Source organism: Paramesorhizobium endophyticum, from assembly GCF_014640615.1.
Lineage (GTDB): Bacteria > Pseudomonadota > Alphaproteobacteria > Rhizobiales > Rhizobiaceae > Paramesorhizobium > Paramesorhizobium endophyticum.
Genome location: NZ_BMHH01000013.1, coordinates 87,564 through 105,164, shown reverse-complemented (window position 1 = coordinate 105,164; position 17,601 = coordinate 87,564). Strand labels below are relative to the sequence as shown.

The following is a 17,601-nucleotide window of genomic DNA, read 5'->3' as shown; positions in this document are numbered from 1 at the left end:
GTTTGCGACATGGAGCGCCGCGTGTCCATTTGAAAGCGTCATGAAACTATTGCCATTTCCTCCCCCATGCCCGATGAAAGGCCGCGTGGGAGCAACGACATGACCGATACAAGCGTGCAAATGAACGAAGCAGGCACACGGAGCCCCTTCTTTCGCCGCCTCGTGTCCTCGCCGCTGGCCTGGCTCGCAATTGTGCTTGTGATCGCCTGCGTGCTTCTGAGCCTCCCCATCGTCCTGCCCATCGGCCCAATGTATTGGGACACCTATATTTATTACGACGGCGCGCAGCGCATCTTCAACGGCCAGATACCGAACACCGATTTCCTGATCCCCGTCGGGCCGATCACCTATTATCTCTTTGCGCTGGGGCTGAAACTCTTCCCCGATGCACAGCCGCTCCTGCTCACGCAATGGGTGATCCTCATCATCGCCGCGCCGCTGATGGCCACGGTGCTGCAGGCGGTCGCGAGAGAAAGACGCCCAGTCGCCTTCGCCCTGCTCGTCCCATTCCTGATCTTCGCGCTCTGCCCCGCAAATGTACAGATCACCCATAGCTACCCCGGCATGGACGGTTTCGGCATATATAACCGGCACGCCACGCTTCTTCTTTATATCCTTACCTCGGCGCTGATGTTCGTGAAGGATGGCCGCCGGCTCGCCATTATCTGCGGGCTGACCATGCTCGCCCTGTTTCTGCTCAAGATCACCGGTTTCCTGGCGGGCGGACTGATCGGCTTGCTGGCGCTTTTATCGGGCCGCATTTCCTGGCGCAGCGTCCTGATCGCGGGCGCAATCTTCGTTGCCGCCCTCGCCTGCCTCGAGCTCAACGGGCATATGGTCACGGCCTATATCCGCGACATCGTCCTTCTCGTGAATATCAACCGGTCAGGTCTCGCATGGCGTTTCCTGACAGCCCTCTCCGCCGATCTCGATATCATCCTTGCAGGCATCGTGCTCGTCTGCGTTCTCCTCTGGATCGAACGCGACCGGCTCGCCGCCATCGCCAGAAGCCGCAACGCCGCCACCTTCCGCCACTTGGTGGATAGCAACTTCGTCTGGCTCGGCGTGGCGCTCATCGCAGGCATATTCTTCGAGACGCAAAACACCGGCAGCCAGGATTTCTCCTTCCTGTGGCCGATCCTGCTTGCCATCTTCCTCGGCTTCGCGCGCGATTCCCTCCCCCGGCAATTGCTGGTCGCAGTGCTCATCGGTTTCGTCGCCATCCCCTTTACCGCCAAGATCGTCCACAAGACGCTGCGCGCCATCGTCGTCTCGCCAACCTACGCCACCACCCCTCTGACGGAGATGAAATCGCTTGGAGCCGTCTCCACGCACCATGATATCCTGGAACGCACCCTGCTTCTCGAAAAGCACTATCAGCAATATGGCGACGCCTATGCCGATCTTTCGGCCAAGGGGCAGCTTCCCAGCTGGCGGCTTTTTGCGGAACTCGACTACCAGATGCACTGGCTGATTTCCGCCAATCAGGCCGTCAAGGACATCCGGGAGTTCGAGGCCGTCCATGGCATCCATTTCGCCACGATCATGAATCTCGACTTCCCGAACCCGTTCCCCTGGCTTCTCGATAGCAGCGCGCCGCGCTATATCCAGATCGGCGCCGATCCCAGCCGAACCGTTCCGCCACCCGACGAAGCGGCAAAACAAGCAATCGCCCAGACGGATCTCGTGCTCGTGCCGCACTGCCCGCTCACCACCAACCGTCGCGAGCTCCAGCACATCTATGCGGACGCGCTGAAGGGTAAGCAGAAGGTGAAGCTCAACGATTGCTGGGATATGCTGCTGCGGCCCGGGCTTCTGCCGGCGGCTGTGAGGTAGGTAAGCGCGTACTTGAAATACAGTTGTTAGCGTATTAAATTGCCGGAGTGCTGACAGGAAGCGCGAACTTCCTGTCAGGCCTTTTACTGCTTTGTGATTTCGAAAGCGATCCGCACGGTGATTATCCAGGCCGTGCGGGTCTTTCGGATCTGCAGTGTGAGAGATACTTTAAGCATCCTTCACCTCCGTTTCGACAGCGAAGGCCACTCGCCGGTGCTGGCGCGACCCATTCATCGCCAGCACGCTGCCTGGTCAGCGTATGCTGCTTCTCACTATCGAACGCGCTCAATCAAACATTGAATCAGCGTACCTGTGCCTTGACGAAATCCTTGACGATCCGGACGATGCCCCGCGACAACACTTCATCGAGCGCCGCAATGAACTGATCCACATGCTCCCGCTCGCAGATCAGCGGCGGCTCCAGCCGCACCACATTGCGGTTATACTCGGTAAACGCCACCAGCACGCCATGGTCACGCAGGAGATGGCTGCCGATGAAGCCCGGCAGCGAGCCCTTGAGCTTTTCGTCCAGCATCGCCAACACGGGCCGCAGCACGACAGGCACGGTCTGTGAGAAATCGTGGAACTCGAGGCCGACCATCAGCCCCTGCCCGCGCACATCCTTGATGAGCGAGGGATATTTTTCCTGCAGGCTTTTCAACCGCTCAATCAGATAAGCCCCTGTCGCAGCCGAATTGTCGATTAGCCCCTCGTCGTAAAGCACGTTAAGCGCCTCGATGGCAGTGATACACGCCTCGCCGATGCCGCCGAAGGTGGCCATGGCATGGATCAGCGCGGTCTTCGGCGTGCCATATGCCTTCATATAGACGTCACGCCGGGCGATCATCGCCGCCATCGCCGTCTTGCCCCCGCCCAGCGATTTGGCCAGCGCCGTCACATCGGGCACCACGCCATGATGCTCGAAGGCATAGAACCGGCCCGACCGGCCAAGGCCGCACTGCACCTCGTCGGCCACCCACAGCACACCATATTTGTCGCAGAGCGCCCGCAGCTTCTGCCAGAATTCGGTGGGCGCAGTGACGATCCCTGCCCCGCCCTGGATCGTCTCAAGCACGATGACGCCGATTTCCGGGTCGGACTTGAATGCGTTCTCGATTGCCTCGATATCGCCGAAAGGCACCCGCACCGTATTGCCGATCAGCTGGAACTCGCCACGATAGAGCTTGCCGTCGGTGACGTTGAGTACGCCCTTCGTCTTGCCGTGGAAGGAATTCTCCGCATAGACCACTTTCGGGCGCTTTGGCCCCGCCGCGCGCTCCGCCACCTTCAGCGCCGCCTCCATCGCCTCCGAGCCGGAAGAGCCGAAGAACACCATGTCGAGATCGCCGGGGCTGCACGCGGCTAAATTATGCGCCAGCGCTGCCGCATATTGCGACATGAAGGCCATGGCGATCTCGTGCCGCTTCTCGTCCTGAAATGCCTTGCGCGCCTCAAGAATGCGCGGATGGTTATGCCCGAAGGCCAGCGAGCCGAACCCGCCGAAGAAATCGAGAATCTTCCGGCCGTTCTGGTCGATGTAATACATGCCTTCGGCGCGCTCGATCTTCACCTTGTCGAAGCCGAGTAGCTTCATGAAATGCAATTGGCCGGGATTGATGTGGGCTGAAAACAGCTCCGTCATCCGCGGCAGATCGAGCGCCTTGGCCTGCTCGACCGTCAGGAGATTGGGCTTCGGCGTCATTCTCTTCCCCTTATTCGGCCGGCAGCGGCACCATCTGCGCCACCGGCTTGCCATCCAGCTTGTTGCGATATTCGCGATAAGCCGCCACCAGCATATCCTCGTCGCGGAATTTCGGCTTCCATCCGAAGGCGGCGAAGGCGCGGGAGGTATCGCGTACGCAATATTCGTCCGCGATCAGATATTGCTCCGGGTCCATCAGTGGCTTGTCGAGCGCGTCGAGCAGCGCCAGCGTTTGCTTGACCGCGAAGGCCGGCGTCGGCACGAGAATCGATTTCGACCCTGCCTGCCTGATAAGCCCGCCCAGCAGATCGCGCACCGAAGGCGGGTTCGAGGAGCCGAGATTATAGGCGTCGTTTGGCACGCCATACTCCCAGGCGAGCCGGGCGATTTCCGCGCAATCATAGACCGAGATGAACTGGTAAGGATTCCTGCCCGAGCCGATCATCGGCACCGGCAGATTGCGGTCGATGAGCTTGAACAGCTTTTCCAGAATACCCAGCCGTCCCGGCCCGATGATAAGCCTTGGCCGCATGATCGAGATGTTCATGCCCCGCGCGCGCCAGTCAGCAGCAAGCGCCTCGGTCGCGGCTTTCGATTTGCCATACTCGCCGAGCGGCGCGATGGGATGGTCCTCCGTCTGCGGCGAGACGACGGTGCGGCCGTAGACCATGTCGGTGGTGAACTGCACCAGCTTCGACGTTCCGGCCCTGTCCATGGCGCTCATGATGTTCGACGCGCCCTGATAATTAACCGGCCAGAAGAAATCGTACCGCTTGGCCCGCACCTGCAATGGCGACAGCATCTTGGCCGCGAGATTATAGACCATGTCGTCCGGCTTCAGCCCGACAGCATTCACCTGCGCCTTGTCGGTGATATCGCACTGTGCGAACCGCGCCTTGCCATAATGCGGCAGATCGGACCGGGAAATATCCGCGACCACAACCTCCTCGCCCCGGTTGACGAGATCGTGCGCCAGATAGCGGCCGACGAAACCGTCGCCGCCGAAAATGATATGTCGCATGTTCCTGCTCGCTATTGGTTCGTTTCGGCCATGGAAATTTCGTGAGAAGGCTCCGGGTTTCTATGCCCGCTCTGGGCGATGAGCACCGTGCCGACGCAGATGAAGGCGATGCCGGCGATCTTGAGCGTGCCCAGATCCTCCTTGAACACCATCCACGCAAACACCGCCACCGCCACATAGGCGAGGCTGAGGAAGGGATAGGCGAAGGAGAGGTCGACCTTCGACAGCACATAGAGATGCGACGCCATCGAGATGACGAAAACCAGAAGCCCGCAGAACACCCACGGATTGAACAGTATCTGGAAGACGCGCTGGATGATGGTGTCGGCGCTGAAGCTGATGGGGCCAAGCGAGATCATGCCGTATTTCAGCAAAATCTGCGCCGCAGCGTTGGTCATCACCGTGAAAAGAATGAAGGGAATGTATTTTGTCATGCTCCCACCCGTCTGCTTGAACGCTACATCAGGCCTGTTGAGAAGCCGCAAAGCGATTGCCTAAAATTAGAACAATCCGCAATTTTCGATTGCATTCGCTAGTGCATTGATCGGCATCAAACAAGACTTAATGCGGTTCTTTGCCAAAAATTCGAGCAGAATGCCGGATCGCGCAGTTTTTCCAGCATTTTCCATTGCGGAAACGACGCGGCGAAGACCTCCGCCGGCATCCGCTGGTCCTTGTAAGGGTTGACGCGCCCGCCGGCCATCACCGTCAGACGGTCGAGTTCCGCCAGCAGCGCCAATGTCTTTTCCCCGCGATTGGGGAAGTCGAGCGTCAAAGTATATCCCGCTTGCGGGAAAGACAGAAGCCCCGGCGAACGGATACCACCGAAGCGCTTGAGCACGGTGAGGAACGACGCCTGCCCCGCCCGGCGGGTGACCTCCAGCATGGCTGGGATTGTCTCCCCCGCCTGGGCTTCAGGGATGACGCTTTGATGCTGGTAGAGCCCCGCCGGGCCATAGAGCCGGTTCCAGTTATCAACCGCGTCGAGCGGATAGAAGAAGCGCGCATAATCCGTCAGATGCGGCCCGGAATTGCTGCCCTTGCGGTGATAATAGGCGGCATTGAACAGCTTGAGGCTTGGCCTGTTCAATGCCGAAAACGGCAGTTCGAACGGCACGCCAAGACGCGCCGGGTCAGTGCTCGCGGTGAAATTGCCGTTCGGTGCGTGATTTCCGGTCAGAAGCAGCCCGCGCCCGGCTTTTGCGAGCTGGTCGATCCACGCGACCGCATATTCGTTCTCCGTATCCGCCTCGTCGGCAAGCGCAAAGAATTCATCGAGAGTGGCAAAAGGAGTAACTTGCTCCTCGATGTCGAGCGAGCCGACACGCATCAGCCGGATGCGGGCCGTCACGATCAGTCCCGTCAGCCCCATACCGCCGATGGTGGCGGCGAAGAGCTCGGCATTTTCGCCCGGCGAGCAATTGCGCACCATGCCATCCGAACGCAGAAGCTCGAACGAATCCACATGGCAGCCGAAGGTGCCGCGCCGGTGATGGTTCTTGCCATGCACATCATTGGCGATGGCCCCGCCCAGAGTGACGAAGCGCGTACCGGGCGTTACCGGCAGGAAGAAGCCGTGCGGCGCAGCAAGGGCGATGATATCGGCGAGCAGCACCCCCGCCTCCGCCTCAAGGACCCCGGTGGCAGCATCGAAGCCTATGATCCGTCCCTGCGGACGCATCTTGACCAACACGCCTGCATCATTGTGGCAGGAATCGCCATAGGAGCGCCCATTGCCATAGGCGAGATATGGCCCGCCTTCCGGCATCCGCCGCGCCGCCTCGCTGAACGAAACCGCTGCCCGCGCGCGGCGCTCTATCCGCCCGAAGCTCTCTGATGTCACCAGGGTATCCTCGCCAGCACCAGCATCGCCGCGCCGATCAGGATCATCATGATGCTGCGCCAGTCGCCCAGCAGGAAGACGACTGGATCGTCATGCATCTCCTCGCGCCGCGCGAGAATCCAGACCCGCAGAATGATATAGAGGACGATCGGGCAAAGCGGCCAGATCATCCAGGGGTGGACATAGAGCACCCTCACCGCGTCGCTGTCCACATAAAGCGCCAGCACCAGCACCGCCCCGAAGGCGGACGCCACGCCGCTCTGGGCTATGACTTCCCGATCCGCGCTGCGATAGCTGCGCCCGGCAAGCTTGGTGTTCTCTTCGGGATGCAGCGTGGCCAGTTCCACATAGCGTTTGACCAGCGCCAGCGACAGGAAGAAGAAGATCGAGAACGCCAGCAGCCAGAACGAGTCCGGCGTGGCCGTAGCGGTAATCCCGGCGATGAGCCGCAGCGTGTAAAGCCCCGCCAGCACCAGCACATCGATAAGCAGCATCCGCTTCAGGGCCGCAGAATAGGCTGTGGTGACGACGAGATAGAACACCAGCACCAGCATGAAACGAGGCGGCAGCAGCATCGCGACACCGAAGGCGACCGCCAGAAGGATGACGGAGCAGCATACGCCGAAGGGTATGGGAAGCGCTCCGCTGGCGAAAGGCCGCGTTTTCTTGCGCGCGTGGCGACGGTCGAGTTGCAGATCGAACAAATCGTTGACGATGTAGATCGATGACGCCGCAGCGCAGAACGCCACGAAGGCAAGGGTCGTGCGGATGAGCACATCCGGCTGGTGCAGATCATGCGCGAGGATCGGAGGGACGAAGATAAGCGTGTTCTTCACCCATTGATGCACGCGCAGCATTCTCAGCATATTGCGAAGCCACGCACGGCGCGCGGGGAAGAAAGTCCTCTCTGCGCCAGAGCCGCCATGTTTTCGCTGCCAGGCCCGCGCCGCGGCGTCCGGGGCGACCACGATCGCCTTGCGCGCATTGTTGAAGATCGGGACATCCGCGCGCGAATTGCCCGCATAGTCGAAGCCGCGCTCGCCGAAGGTGTCCACCAGCATTTTCAGCTTCGCCCTGGACGCGCGGTTCCGATCGCGCTCCGTGGAGTAGACCGCATCGAATAGGCCCAGATGCCTCGCCACCGCGTCGGCAAAGGATCTCGCATTGGCGGTGACGAGAACCAGCTTACGGCCACGCGCACGCTCGCGCTTCAGAAAATCCAGAAAATCCAGCCGAAAGGGGAGTGTCGCGGCATCGATCACGACGCGCCGGGCGATCTCCTGCTTCAGCCGCGCCCTGCCTCCCAACGCCCAGATCGGAAGCAGGAAAATATAGAGGAGATTTTTCCTCAAGAGCAGGAAAACACCTTCCCAGGCGAGATCGGTGGCAATCAGCGTGCCGTCCAGATCGACCGCTAAAGGTATTTTCTCTCTCTTGGCGCGCGCATTCATCGTTCCTGCCCAGCCCTTCCACCTTACCGGAAGTAGCAACGACAAGAAAACGAAAGGTGAATTTCAGGAAAAGCCGTATGTTCCGGCCGGGACAACTATCGGGAGGGTAAATGGGGGTTTAAGGGCAGCCGCGGACGAACCAGGCATACCAGAGCAGGGCAATCCAACAGACTGCCCACTCCCCCGGCGTCCCACTGCCTAATCGATCTTCGCCTTGCCGCCCGTGATCTCGATGGTCTCGCTGCCGGTCAAGGCCTGGCGGTCGCCATTGGGAAAGGTGACGAAGCAGCCGGACGGGCAGAAATCAACGGTTTCCCCCGGAGAGAGTACCAGATCGCTCTTGGACGAGCCCTCGGTAACGACGATCGTCCGCGGCTGGCTGTCCTTGTTGACGGCGCTGGCGGCGAATGCAACGCCGGAGCTCATCGCGGTCAGCAGCAAAGCGGTTGCATATTTCTTCATGTCGTTTCCGGTGTCGCCACCGTCCTCAGGGCTGTTTCAATTAAGGAGCACTCGCCCCTTTTCAGCCATAGTTATAAAGGCCGTGACCTGAACGGCAACTGAACGCGTCAACTTTTTGATCTGGCTGTGTCGGTCTTCGTTCCCACCTTCACCGATGCTTTCGTTTGGCGGCCATCTGCATCGTTTTCGTTCGCTTCATCCTTACTGGCGGCAATTGCCTCGGCGATAGTCTGGATTTGATCGAGCCGCAAATGAATGTCCGTTTGCGGGAAGGGAATTTCTATGCCCTCGGCCGCAAATACCTCCATGATCTCGAAGCGTAGATCGTTCTGCACATTCGCGCCATTGGAAATGTCCGCCAGGAACACACGCAAAACAAAATCGAGCGAAGAAGCACCGAACCCCGTGAATGCCACGAAAGGTTCCGGATTTTTCAATACCTGCGGATGTGAGCGCCCGATCGCAAGCAGCACATCGTGAACCTTGCGCGGATCGCTGCCATAGGCCGCGCCGACAGGAATATCGACGCGGCCCAGCTTGTTGCGATAGGTCCAGTTGGCGACATTGCCGTTGATCAGCGAGGAATTGGGAACGATGACCGACTGGCGCTGGAATGTTTCCACCTCAGTGGCGCGCACGCTGATCTTTTTGACGATGCCGCCGACGCCGCCTACTTCCACCCAGTCGCCCACCTTGATGGGCCGTTCAGCCAGCAGGATAAGGCCGGAGACGAAATTCTGCACAATGTTCTGGAGGCCGAAACCGATACCGAGCGATAGACCGCCGGCGATTAGAGCCAGATTGGAAAGATTGACGCCCGCCGCCGATATGGCGACGAGTGCCGCTAGTGCCAGCCCGACATAGCCGACCACGGTGCGGATCGAGTTGCGTACGCCGGAATCGACCCGCCCTCGCGCCATCACGCTGCCGTCGAGCCAGTTCTGGAACCAGCGCGTGAACAGATAGCCGACGACGAACAGCAACAGGCCAGTGAAGATACCCGTGAACGACACCGAGAAATTGCCGATCTGGAAGCCGGTCAGCAACCGCATGAACCATGTGGTGAGTTCCGACCACTGGAAACCCAGTTGCAGGAGGATCAGCGGGATGCCCACCAGCAGCACGGCAATGTTGATGAGAATGCCCGCCACCAGCCCGAGCTGGTCGAGGGAGGTTTCATCGATACCGAAGCGCTGCTGCATGGAGCGCCCGATTGCGGTGCCGCCGAAGGCATGCTCCGCCGTGATGGCCCGGGCGGTGAGGAAGCCCAGATACATCGTCACGAGGAATGCGCCATTGACGACAATCTGCTGCGAGACGAAGCGCGCAAGGCCGATATAGCCGAGGAGCGCCGCGATGATGGGGAACAGCCCCAGGCAGACGAGAAACACCCGTAGCGCCTTCGGCCAGGGCCTGACCGCGCCTGTCTCCTCGTTTTCAAGCGGCTTCACCCAGGCGATGGCGAGAATGAGAACGCCCACCAGCACCGTCGCGATAAGGCTCTTCGCCACCGTCAGCGACAGCGGCGAGGCGAGCAACTGGTTGACCGTATTGAAGAAATAATCGAGGCCGTTGATGAGCGCGGTGGTCGTGATGAGGAAAGTCAGCACCCGCGCCGGGCCGGAGGCGATGCGCACCAACCGCCAGTTCGGCATGTCCGCGCACAGCACCGCCTTTGCCAGCCGGTGGATGAAGTAAATGATCCCCATGACCACGAACAGCGACGAGAGCATCGTCGCTATGTCTGGGCGCAACACATTGAAATAGCTGAGGAAGAAATAAGTGGTGCCCAGGAACACCGCCGTCGCCGCCGAGGGGATGAGCGTCGACCAGAACGCGACGGAAAGTCGGGACAGATAGGACGGGTCCTCTATGGCCGGATCGCGGCTGAGGAAGAACCGGCCAAGGAAGCGCCGCGCACCGAAATGCAGGATAAGCGCCGCGGCGAGCGCCAGGAACGCCGCCGCCAGGAACGGCTTGAACTTGAAGAGCACGACGAAGCGCCACCAGGACGACACCATGCTGGCAAAGGTCTGCACCTCCGCTCCCGCCGCCTGCGCAACCTCGCTCCCGAGCGCATAATTGAGGTCGACGCGCTGCGAAAGCGTGCGGGTGAAGAGCTCGCGGCGCATGTCGCCGACCCGCTCGATGGTCTGGTTGACGGAGAGAGACGTATCCTCCGTCTCCCCGATCATCGCATTGATCTCGGCCTTTTCCGCCGCCAGCTTGTTGCGCTCGTCGGTGACGATCTGCGGCTCGGCGGGCTGTCCTTCGGCGGGCGGCGCGCCAAGCTGCTCCAGCCGCGCATTGATTTCCGAAAGGCGGGGACGGAAGGCAAGCCCGGCATTGAGCAGCTTTTTCGCAACGTCTTCCAGCTGCAGGCGCGTATTGACCAGCTTCTCGTCGCTGGTCGCGGATGTATTGATCGCCTTGGTGAGGTCCGCCGCCTGCTTCTTCAGCGAATCGATGACGGGCCGCTCCTGCGCGACGATGCTCTGCTGCTGTGCGGGAGCGGCGGGCGCCGGCGCAGCGGGAGCCTGTGGCGCATCGGTCTGCGCCAAAGCCTGAACGCCAGGCGCGAGCAGCGCGAAGACGATCGCGAAAGCGAATAAAAGTTTCGGGGACTTGCTTGAAATTATCAATTTATCGATCCGCCAGTTTCCGCCGGGCGCTTGGCCGCCATGTCTAAATCACCCTTCACAAGCAAAACCGGGCACAATCATGGCGTCAGATATAGGTAAGACGGATGAATCGGAATAGCAGAAATTCCGCTTAAGCGCCGGAAACAAGCGATATTTTCTTGTCCAGCGGCCATTGGGTGTTTAAGGAGAGGGGAATCCCTGACAGGGAATTGGAAGACCGGCGCACGCCGATCCGCGGGATTGGGCGAGCGCGACATACCGGATCGGCAATATGCGAACATCAAAATGGGTCATCGCGACCTACAGCATCATCGTTCTGCTTGGCATCCTGCTGGCGGCGCCCAATCTGTTCACGAAGGAACAATTGGCCAATCTTCCCGGCTGGTTCCCGAAGAACCAGGTCACGCTCGGCCTCGATCTGCGCGGCGGTTCCTACCTGCTTCTGGAAGTCGATGAGGCGAGCCTGAAGAAAGACCGCGTGCGCCAGATGCTCGACGACGCGCGCGCCAAGCTCCGCGCCGACCGCATCCAGCCCCAGTCGATCCGCATAGTGGGCGACACGGTGGTGGTGAACATCCCCGACGCGGCCCAGCGCACCCAGGCGCAAACCTCGCTTCAGCAGCTCGTTTCGCCTGTGGGCACTCCTGGCTTCGGCACCCCCGCCAACGATATCGACATCACCGCCAACGGCAATCAGATCATCATGGCGCTGACGGAAGCCGGTGAACGCTACCGTCTCGACAATGCGGTGCAGCAGAGCCTCGAAATCATCCGCCGCCGCGTCGACCAGGTCGGCGTCGCCGAACCGTCGATCCAGCGCGCGGGTTCCAACCGCATCGTCGTCCAGCTTCCCGGTCTCAAAGATCCGACGCAGTTGCGCCAGCTGCTTGGCTCCACCGCCAAGATGACCTTCCACATGGTCGCGGACGCCAATCCGAACGATCCGCCGCCTCCCGGCGTCAGCATCCTGCCGGATGCCAAGGATCCCAATATCAAATACCCCATCGACGACCAGGTGGCGCTCGACGGCTCGCGGCTGACAGACGCCCGCGCCGGTTTCGACCCGAACTCCAGCCAGCCGATGGTTTCGTTCCGGTTCGACAGCGTCGGCGCGCGCCAGTTCGCCGACATCACCAGCAAGAACGTAGGCAAGCCCTTCGCCATCGTCCTCGACGGCAAGGTGCTGAGCGCGCCCGTCATCCGCGAGCCGATCACGGGCGGCTCCGGCCAGATCACAGGCAATTTCACGGTCGAGGACACGGTGACTCTCTCCGCGCTCCTGCGCGCGGGCGCCCTGCCCGCGCCGCTTACAGTGGTGGAGGAGCGCACTGTGGGCCCGGATCTGGGCGCCGACTCCATCAAGATGGGCCTCTACACCGGCATCGCCGGCTTCATCCTGGTGGCGCTCTTCATCGTCGCTCTCTATGGCTTCTGGGGCCTTATCGCCAATCTGGCGCTGCTGCTCCACACCATCTTCACCTTCACCGCATTGAGCCTTCTCGGGGCGACGCTGACCTTGCCCGGCATCGCCGGTATCATTCTGGGCATAGGCATCGCCGTTGACGCCAACGTGCTCATAAACGAGCGCATCAAGGAGGAAACGCGAAAGGGCCTCTCCGCCATGGCGGCGCTCGACAGGGGCTTCAAGAGCGCCTTCGCCACCATCGTCGACGCCAATGTGACGACGCTGATCGCGACGGGCCTTCTGTTCCTGCTCGGCACGGGACCTGTGCGCGGCTTCGCCATCACCATGATGCTCGGCATCATCATCTCGATGTTCTCCGACGTCACCCTCGTGCGCCTGATGATGCAGTGGATCGTGCGTCGCTGGAAGCTCAAGACGCTCGACATCAAGCCGCTCATCAGTTTCGGCCAGCACGAAACGAACTTCAAGTTCATGCGCGCGCGCTTCATCGGCATCGGCGTTTCGGTGCTGCTTTCGATCGCCTCCATCGTGCTCTTCATCAAGCCGGGCCTTAATTACGGCATCGACTTCGAGGGCGGTATCCAGGTGGAGATCACCACGCCGCAGGCAGCCGACCTGCCGCAGTTGCGCTCCGCCATGGGTAATCTCAATCTGGGCGAGGTGGTGCTGCAGAACATCGGCGGCCCCAACAGCGTGCTTATCCGCGTCCAGCGCCAGGCCGGCGGCGAGCAGGCGCAGACGGCTGCGGTCGAGCAGGTTCGCGCCTCGGTCGAGAAGCTCTTCCCCGGCGTGAAGATCGAGCGCACCGAGGTGGTCGGCCCGAAGGTCAGCGGCGAGCTGGCGCGTTCCGGCATCATCGCGGTGACATTGGCCGCCATCGCCATGCTGTTCTACATCTGGTGGCGGTTCGAGTGGTTCTTCGCGCTCGGCGCCATCGCCACGCTCATCCTCGACACCACCAAGATGGTTGGCTTCTTCGCGCTGACCGGGCTCGACTTCAACCTGACAGCCATTGCCGCGCTGCTGACCATCATCGGCTACTCGGTGAACGACAAGGTGGTGGTCTACGACCGTATGCGCGAGAATCTCAGGCTTTATAAGTCGAAGCCGCTGCGCGAGGTCATCGACATGAGTATCAATCAGGTGCTGGCGCGGTGTATCTTCACCTCGATGACGACCTTCCTCGCCATGCTGCCCATGGCGATCTGGGGCGGCAGCGCGGTGGAGAACTTCGCCATCCCGATGATCTTCGGCATCGTGATCGCGACCTCGTCGTCGATCTACATCGCCGCGCCGATCCTGCTGTTCCTTGGCGACTGGTGGAAACGCCACAAAAAGGACCAGCAGTCCGGCGACTCTCTTGTGCAGAGTTAAGCTCGTTCCCATCTCTCCCCCAACGCGGGGAGAGATGGCGGATTTTTCGGGGAATTACATGGTCTTGTCCGGAAAATCCGGAACGTCTCAGGACCGTGCGCCGACCGTCCCCACCCGCTGCTTCACAGCGACATGAGCACCAACACGAAACCATAGGAGGCCTATCCGCATATGCCCCACCAGACACCACTGATTGCCACGATCGTCGTCGGGCTTTGCCTGGCATTCGTCTTCGGTGCGATCGCCAATCGGCTGCGTGTCCCTCCCCTGGTGGGTTATCTGTTGGCAGGTGTCATTGCCGGCCCCTATACGCCGGGTTTCGTTGCCGACCAGGAATTGATCCTTGAGCTGGCCGAAATCGGCGTCATCCTGCTGATGTTCGGCGTCGGCCTGCATTTCTCCCTGAAGGACCTCCTGTCGGTCAAGGCCATCGCCATCCCCGGCGCGATCGCGCAGATCGCCGTCGCCACCCTCCTGGGCGCGGGCCTTGCCCATCTGCTTGGCTGGAATATCGGTGCGGGGCTCGTTTTCGGCCTCGCCCTGTCAGTGGCGAGTACGGTCGTGCTGCTCCGCGCCATGCAGGAGCGGCGTCTCATCGATACAGAGCGCGGGCGCATCGCCGTCGGCTGGCTGATCGTGGAAGACCTTGCGATGGTGCTGGCGCTCGTGCTGCTGCCGGCCCTCGCCAGCGTCATCAATGGCGGCGGAAACCCGACCGCGGGTGATCCGCTCGCCGCCCATTTCGGCCTTGGCATCTGGGGCGTCATCGGCCTGACCATCGGCAAGGTCGCGCTTTTCGTGGCGCTCATGCTCGTCGTCGGCCGCCGGGTCATCCCGTGGGTCCTCCACGCCATCGCCCATACCGGCTCCCGCGAGCTCTTCCGCCTCGGCGTTCTCGCTATCGCGCTCGGCGTCGCCTTCGGCGCGGCGAAACTCTTCGGCGTGTCCTTCGCGCTCGGTGCTTTCTTCGCCGGCATGATCATGGCCGAATCGGAGCTGAGCCACCGCGCTGCGGAGGAATCGCTTCCCCTGCGCGACGCCTTTGCCGTGCTGTTCTTCGTCTCGGTCGGCATGCTGTTCGATCCGGCGAGCCTTATCAACGATCCGCTGCCGCTGCTTGCCGTCCTGTTCATCATCATTGTCGGCAAATCCGCCGCCGCCTTCCTCATCGTCCGCGCCTTCGGCCACCCCACCGGCACGGCGCTGACCATCTCGGCAAGTCTCGCCCAGATCGGCGAGTTCTCCTTCATCCTGGCCGAACTCGGCGTCGGGCTGAAGCTGCTGCCGCAGGAGGGGCGCGACCTCATCCTTGCCGGCGCAATCCTGTCGATCCTGCTCAACCCGCTCATCTTCTTCGCCACCGACCGGCTGCGACCTCGATTGGAAAAACGCTTTGGCCCCGCCCCGGGGCAGAAGCCCGCTGCGCCCGAGCAACAGCCGCCCCAGCCGGAGGAGGATGAGCCCGAGGATCTGCCCGTCACCGCGCTGAAGGACCATACCGTCCTTATCGGTTATGGCCGCGTCGGCTGTCTCGTCGGCAGGGCCCTCAAGGAGGCCGAACAGCCCTTCCTCGTCATCGAGGATGGCGACAAGCAGCTCGGCAAGCTGCGCGGTGAAACCGTGGAATATATTCCAGGCAATGCCGTGCGTGACGAGGTGCTGACCGCCGCCAATCTGGCAGGCGCGCGCAAGCTCGTCATCGCCATTCCCAATGCCTTCGAGGCGGGCCAGATCGTCACCAAGGCCCGCGCCGCCAATCCTGATATCGATATCGTCGCCCGCGCCCATTCCGACGCGGAATCGCAGCATCTCACCGATCTTGGCGCGAATGCCGTCATCATGGGCGAGCGGGAGATCGCGCGCGGCATGGTTTCCCATGTCTCGACAAAAGACGAAGCCGATAATGAAGCCGAGCCTCGCTAGGGGTGTTGTATTGACGGAAGCGCCGCGCACCCCCCTCTGCCCTCCTGAGCTTTCGTCGAAGGGCGGGCATCTCCCCCACAAGGGGGGAGATCGACTTGCATGGCTCGCCATACCTATTCTGCGAACTGAGCGATTGGCCGCCCGCATGGATGAAGGCCAATCTCCCCCCTTGAGGAGGAGATGTCCGGCAGGACAGAGGGGGGTACTATCCCGCAAACGTTCGTTGGAAGTCCTTGGGGCAGGTATGGCATGAAGTTCAAGGACTATATCTGGCCGGTCATCGGCATCGGCGCGGTCATCATATCGGCCTGGCTGCTTTATCGGGAACTGCGCAGCATATCGCTCGACGATGTGCTGGAAAGCCTTGAGGCGATCAACCTGCACCATTGGCTCCTGGCTGCGGGGTCTGCGGTTGTATCCTATATCGCGCTGGCCGGTTATGACCGCATCGCGCTCCTGCATCTGCGCAGGCGGATCTCATGGCCGTTCATCACCCTCACCTCCTTCACCACCTACGCGCTGTCGCACAATATCGGCGCCTCCATGCTGTCAGGCGCGGTCGTGCGCTACCGTGCCTATACCTCGCGCGGCCTCACCGGCAGCGAAGTGGCGCTTCTCATCGCCATCTGCTCCTTCACTTTCATTCTGGGCACCGTCATCCTGAGCGGCATCGTCCTCCTGATCGAGCCGGAAATCCTGCAGCGCTTCAACGATGAGATCTCGGTGGGCCTGGCGGTCGGCATCGGTCTGCTGATGCTCCTGCTGGTGCTGCTTTATGTTTTCGGCAGCTGGCTGCAGTTGCGCCCACTGGAGATAGGCAAGTTCCGGCTGGAATATCCGCGCCTGAAGCTCGTCTGGCAGCAATTGCTGATCGCCCCGGTCGAACTGATCGGCGCAGCGGGCATCATCTATTTCGCCCTGCCCGAGGCCGGTAATCCCGGCTTCCTCATCGTGCTCGGCATATTCCTCGTTTCCTTCTCCGCCGCCCTGATGTCCCACGCGCCTGGCGGTCTTGGCGTACTCGAAATCGTGTTTCTGACTGGGTTGCCTGAGATGAACCAGGCCGATGTCCTGGCTGCGCTGATTGTCTTCCGGCTATTCTACTTGCTTATTCCATTCGCACTTTCGCTTGTTGTCGTGCTCTTCTTCGAGAAGAGTCAGTTTTCCTTGCGCCTGCGGGAGAAAGACAAACTAGCTAGCAAAGAATAACTTGGGATTTCTATTCCAATAATTTTCGTTTGTTCACGCGATTATTAGGCAAATAGTTTCCAAAGCCTATGAAACCATAGGTCTCCTTTGCTTCATCCTTGCGATAACCACGCTTATCCTTGCGCCAGTTTGGAATTACGAGGAAGTGGCATGACGACGACATTGATCATACCCGGCTACCGGGGATCGGAAGCCGGTCACTGGCAGCGTGAATGGCTTCTCGATGACCCCACGGCGAAGGTGGTCGAGCAGGAAGATTGGGAAAATCCCGTTCTCTCCGACTGGCTGCATGTGCTGGAAGCGCATTTGACGGAACATCCGCGCGCCATTCTGGTGGCCCATAGCCTGGGCAGCGTGCTGTTGGCTCATCTGGCGAACCGCCCGTCGGCGGCCCATGTGGCGGGCGCGCTGCTGGTTGCCCCCGCCGATACGGAAAGAATGACGCGCCAGGATCGCAAATTTGCCAGCTTCGCGCCAATCCCCCGCGAGGCGTTTCCCTTCCCCTCCATCGTCGTCGCCAGCCGCAACGATCAATATATGAGCTATGCCAAGGCCAAGGCGCTCAGCGATGTCTGGGGCTCCGGCTTCGTCGATCTGGGTTACGCCGGCCACATCAACCCGGCCAGCGGCTTCGGCTATTGGCCTGAAGGCGCGATCCTCACCTCCTCCTTTCGCCAGCCTGCGCTGGTGGCGGCGGAGTGATGCCTACGCA

General features: G+C 61.0%; 12 protein-coding genes. 5 read left to right on the top strand and 7 right to left on the bottom strand.

Going from position 1 to position 17,601, the window contains the following annotated elements:
- Window positions 1–99: 99 nt before the first annotated feature.
- Entirely contained in the window at window positions 100–1,836 is a 1,737-nt protein-coding gene (locus IEX53_RS15780; RefSeq protein WP_373288671.1) for a hypothetical protein, read from the top strand.
- A gap of 301 nt (window positions 1,837–2,137) precedes the next feature.
- On the opposite strand, the gene IEX53_RS15775 is transcribed toward IEX53_RS15780, so the two are convergent.
- The 7 genes from IEX53_RS15775 to IEX53_RS15745 form a co-directional block, all read right to left on the bottom strand.
- Window positions 2,138–3,538, bottom strand: coding sequence for an aspartate aminotransferase family protein (locus tag IEX53_RS15775; protein WP_236016222.1), 1,401 nt, complete (start codon window positions 3,536–3,538; stop codon window positions 2,138–2,140).
- 10 nt (window positions 3,539–3,548) lie between these two features.
- Window positions 3,549–4,559, bottom strand: coding sequence for an NAD-dependent epimerase/dehydratase family protein (locus tag IEX53_RS15770; RefSeq protein ID WP_188825136.1), 1,011 nt, complete (start codon window positions 4,557–4,559; stop codon window positions 3,549–3,551).
- Window positions 4,560–4,570: 11 nt separating this feature from the next.
- On the bottom strand, window positions 4,571–4,993 hold the full coding sequence (locus tag IEX53_RS15765) for an EamA family transporter (RefSeq protein WP_188825135.1): 423 nt from the start codon (window positions 4,991–4,993) through the stop codon (window positions 4,571–4,573).
- 116 nt (window positions 4,994–5,109) lie between these two features.
- Entirely contained in the window at window positions 5,110–6,402 is a 1,293-nt protein-coding gene (locus IEX53_RS15760; protein WP_373288670.1) for an FAD-binding oxidoreductase, read from the bottom strand.
- Window positions 6,399–7,853, bottom strand: coding sequence for a UbiA family prenyltransferase (locus tag IEX53_RS15755; RefSeq protein ID WP_188825134.1), 1,455 nt, complete (start codon window positions 7,851–7,853; stop codon window positions 6,399–6,401). Before IEX53_RS15755 ends, IEX53_RS15760 begins: the two co-directional genes overlap by 4 nt.
- Before the next feature lie 198 nt (window positions 7,854–8,051).
- The gene (locus IEX53_RS15750; protein ID WP_188825133.1) at window positions 8,052–8,315 is read right to left on the bottom strand and encodes a hypothetical protein; all 264 of its coding nucleotides are present in this window, start codon (window positions 8,313–8,315) and stop codon (window positions 8,052–8,054) included.
- Window positions 8,316–8,422: 107 nt separating this feature from the next.
- Window positions 8,423–10,951 carry a mechanosensitive ion channel domain-containing protein gene (locus tag IEX53_RS15745; protein ID WP_373288672.1) on the bottom strand — a complete coding sequence of 843 codons (2,529 nt, stop codon included), beginning with the start codon at window positions 10,949–10,951 and terminating at the stop codon, window positions 8,423–8,425.
- 277 nt (window positions 10,952–11,228) lie between these two features.
- On the opposite strand from IEX53_RS15745, the gene secD reads away from it, so the two are divergent.
- The 4 genes from secD to IEX53_RS15725 all read left to right on the top strand — a co-directional run bounded on the left by secD (window position 11,229) and on the right by IEX53_RS15725 (window position 17,591).
- On the top strand, window positions 11,229–13,757 hold the full coding sequence (gene secD, locus IEX53_RS15740) for a protein translocase subunit SecD (protein WP_188825132.1): 2,529 nt from the start codon (window positions 11,229–11,231) through the stop codon (window positions 13,755–13,757).
- Window positions 13,758–13,928: 171 nt separating this feature from the next.
- The gene (gene ybaL, locus IEX53_RS15735) at window positions 13,929–15,680 is read left to right on the top strand and encodes a YbaL family putative K(+) efflux transporter (RefSeq protein WP_188825131.1); all 1,752 of its coding nucleotides are present in this window, start codon (window positions 13,929–13,931) and stop codon (window positions 15,678–15,680) included.
- Window positions 15,681–15,929: 249 nt separating this feature from the next.
- The gene (locus tag IEX53_RS15730) at window positions 15,930–16,889 is read left to right on the top strand and encodes a lysylphosphatidylglycerol synthase domain-containing protein (protein ID WP_188825130.1); all 960 of its coding nucleotides are present in this window, start codon (window positions 15,930–15,932) and stop codon (window positions 16,887–16,889) included.
- Window positions 16,890–17,039: 150 nt separating this feature from the next.
- Window positions 17,040–17,591, top strand: coding sequence for an RBBP9/YdeN family alpha/beta hydrolase (locus IEX53_RS15725; RefSeq protein ID WP_188825129.1), 552 nt, complete (start codon window positions 17,040–17,042; stop codon window positions 17,589–17,591).
- Window positions 17,592–17,601 lie beyond the last annotated feature (10 nt).